Source organism: Microvirga sp. 3-52 (genome assembly GCF_018383585.1).
Lineage (GTDB): Bacteria > Pseudomonadota > Alphaproteobacteria > Rhizobiales > Beijerinckiaceae > Microvirga.
Genome location: NZ_JAHAMK010000027.1, coordinates 2,501 through 5,703 on the forward strand (window position 1 = coordinate 2,501; position 3,203 = coordinate 5,703).

Here is a 3,203-nt window from a genome sequence, read left to right on the forward strand (position 1 = left end):
AGCCACAAGTCATCCGAGACTTTTTCAACAGGCACCGGTTCGGTCCTCCAGTGCGTGTTACCGCACCTTCAACCTGCTCATGGCTAGATCACCCGGTTTCGGGTCTAAAGCAACGAACTCAAACGCCCTGTTCAGACTCGCTTTCGCTGCGCCTCCACCTATCGGCTTAAGCTTGCTCGTTACTTTAAGTCGCTGACCCATTATACAAAAGGTACGCAGTCACCCAGGACGAACCTTGGGCTCCTACTGTTTGTAAGCATCCGGTTTCAGGAACTGTTTCACTCCCCTCGTCGGGGTGCTTTTCACCTTTCCCTCACGGTACTAGTACACTATCGGTCGCTGAGGAGTACTTAGGCTTGGAGGGTGGTCCCCCCATGTTCAGACAGGATTTCACGTGTCCCGCCCTACTCAAGTCCTGCAATCACGTTGATCCGTACGGGGCTGTCACCCGTTCGTGCCCGCCTTTCCAGACGGTTCCGATGACGTGTCATGCAGGCACTGGCCTGGTCCGCGTTCGCTCGCCACTACTAACGGAGTCTCAATTGATGTCCTTTCCTCCGGGTACTTAGATGTTTCAGTTCCCCGGGTTCGCCTTAAACCCCTATGTATTCAGGGCCTAATCCCTTCATCTGACCCCTCGTAGTGCCAGCACAGAACGCATCCTGTGCTCACAATACAAAGGGTCGAAGGGGGGTTTCCCCATTCGGAGATCCTTGGATCAAAGCTCGTTCGCAGCTCCCCAAGGCTTATCGCAGCGTACCACGTCCTTCATCGCCTCTCAGCGCCAAGGCATCCACCAGATGCTCTTACGACACTTGATTACTCTCATGATCAATGTCCGCTCGGCTAAAGCCGAACAAAGATCCAAAAGAAAGACCTGTCTTCGGCTTTCGCCAAAGACATGTTTTTGCTTGCCAAGCATATCCGACGCCCACGGCTGCGGGCCGGGGCTGGTTCGCGGGACTAGGTCGCCCGCTGGTCGAATATGCTGCCTCTTTACGATTTCAAACATCCGCGCTCCCCCCAAGAGGGCAGGCGAATTCCTTTGACGATCCACGGCCATGACCAGGTCATGCCCTATAGACCTTCCGGATCCAAAAAATGGTGGAGCCTGTCGGGATCGAACCGACGACCTGAAGCTTGCAAAGCTACCGCTCTCCCAGCTGAGCTAAGGCCCCTTGATACCTGGCCTCAGGCGCCGGCGAAAGCGTCCGCTTTCTTGGCTGTCCGCGCCACGCGGCGCGGCGGCCGGTCGGCCTTCGCAAGACCGCAGGACGGCGTCTGAGCCTAACCAAGATAAATGGTGGGCCTGGGACGACTCGAACGTCCGACCTCACCCTTATCAGGGGTGCGCTCTAACCACCTGAGCTACAGGCCCCAATCGGGGTCAAACCCCGACCGATGTATCCGGAATGAGAAGAGAAACGAAGACGGCAGCGTCCCGCATGTCAGGGTCTGACTGACCCTTATTGTTCAAAAGAGGTCCGATAGAGGAGGCCATAAGCCTTCTCATAAGAGACCATCCTTAGAAAGGAGGTGATCCAGCCGCAGGTTCCCCTACGGCTACCTTGTTACGACTTCACCCCAGTCGCTGACCCTACCGTGGTCGCCTGCCTCCTTGCGGTTGGCGCAGCGCCGTCGGGTAAGACCAACTCCCATGGTGTGACGGGCGGTGTGTACAAGGCCCGGGAACGTATTCACCGTGGCGTTCTGATCCACGATTACTAGCGATTCCGCCTTCATGCACTCGAGTTGCAGAGTGCAATCTGAACTGAGACGGCTTTTAAGGATTAGCTCCCCCTCGCGGGTTCGCTGCCCTTTGTCACCGCCATTGTAGCACGTGTGTAGCCCAGCCCGTAAGGGCCATGAGGACTTGACGTCATCCCCACCTTCCTCTCGGCTTATCACCGGCAGTCCCCTTAGAGTGCCCAACTCAATGATGGCAACTAAGGGCGAGGGTTGCGCTCGTTGCGGGACTTAACCCAACATCTCACGACACGAGCTGACGACAGCCATGCAGCACCTGTGTTCCCGCCAGCCGAACTGAAGGATCCTGTCTCCAGGATCCACACGGGACATGTCAAAGGCTGGTAAGGTTCTGCGCGTTGCTTCGAATTAAACCACATGCTCCACCGCTTGTGCGGGCCCCCGTCAATTCCTTTGAGTTTTAATCTTGCGACCGTACTCCCCAGGCGGAATGCTTAAAGCGTTAGCTGCGCCACTGACGAGCAAGCTCGCCAACGGCTGGCATTCATCGTTTACGGCGTGGACTACCAGGGTATCTAATCCTGTTTGCTCCCCACGCTTTCGCGCCTCAGCGTCAGAACCGGACCAGTCAGCCGCCTTCGCCACTGGTGTTCTTGCGAATATCTACGAATTTCACCTCTACACTCGCAGTTCCACTAACCTCTTCCGGTCTCAAGCCATGCAGTATCGAAGGCAATTCTGTGGTTGAGCCACAGGCTTTCACCCCCGACTTACAAAGCCGCCTACGCGCCCTTTACGCCCAGTGATTCCGAACAACGCTAGCCCCCTTCGTATTACCGCGGCTGCTGGCACGAAGTTAGCCGGGGCTTCTTCTGCGGGTACCGTCATTATCGTCCCCACTGAAAGAGCTTTACAACCCTAAGGCCTTCATCACTCACGCGGCATGGCTGGATCAGGCTTGCGCCCATTGTCCAATATTCCCCACTGCTGCCTCCCGTAGGAGTTTGGGCCGTGTCTCAGTCCCAATGTGGCTGATCATCCTCTCAGACCAGCTACTGATCGTCGCCTTGGTGGGCCATTACCCCACCAACTAGCTAATCAGACGCGGGCCGATCCTTCAGCGATAAATCTTTCTGCTCTCGCACGTATCCGGTATTAGCCCAAGTTTCCCTGGGTTATTCCGAACTGAAGGGCACGTTCCCACGCGTTACTCACCCGTCTGCCACTCATCCCGAAGGATGCGTTCGACTTGCATGTGTTAAGCCTGCCGCCAGCGTTCGTTCTGAGCCAGGATCAAACTCTCAAGTTGAAGAATTTGATCTCGACTAAATCTCTACGCAAATTGACAGAGTACCATCCTTCTCCAGGTTTCCCTGAAGCGGTGTACTCACCAAAGCATAGACATCGGTCGATGTTCTCATTCGATCGCCCCGAAGGACAATCCGCAAGGACACCGCCGCCTACGCTTCTCTTCTCTCTTCACTTGTCAAAGAACA

2 tRNA genes and 2 rRNA genes (1 of these 4 cut by a window edge) are annotated in these 3,203 nt (G+C 55.9%); all 4 read right to left on the bottom strand.

The features are described from left to right. Window positions 1-821 (bottom strand): 23S ribosomal RNA (locus KHP60_RS18225) (it extends 1,988 nt beyond the left edge of the window). A gap of 281 nt (window positions 822-1,102) precedes the next feature. Further along, window positions 1,103-1,178: transfer RNA gene (locus KHP60_RS18230), tRNA-Ala, on the bottom strand. A 123-nt stretch (window positions 1,179-1,301) separates the two neighbouring features. After that, window positions 1,302-1,378: transfer RNA gene (locus KHP60_RS18235), tRNA-Ile, on the bottom strand. Window positions 1,379-1,529: 151 nt separating this feature from the next. Beyond that, window positions 1,530-3,016, bottom strand: a 16S ribosomal RNA gene (locus KHP60_RS18240). The 16S and 23S rRNA genes sit together here with 2 tRNA genes alongside, the layout of an rRNA operon. Window positions 3,017-3,203 lie beyond the last annotated feature (187 nt).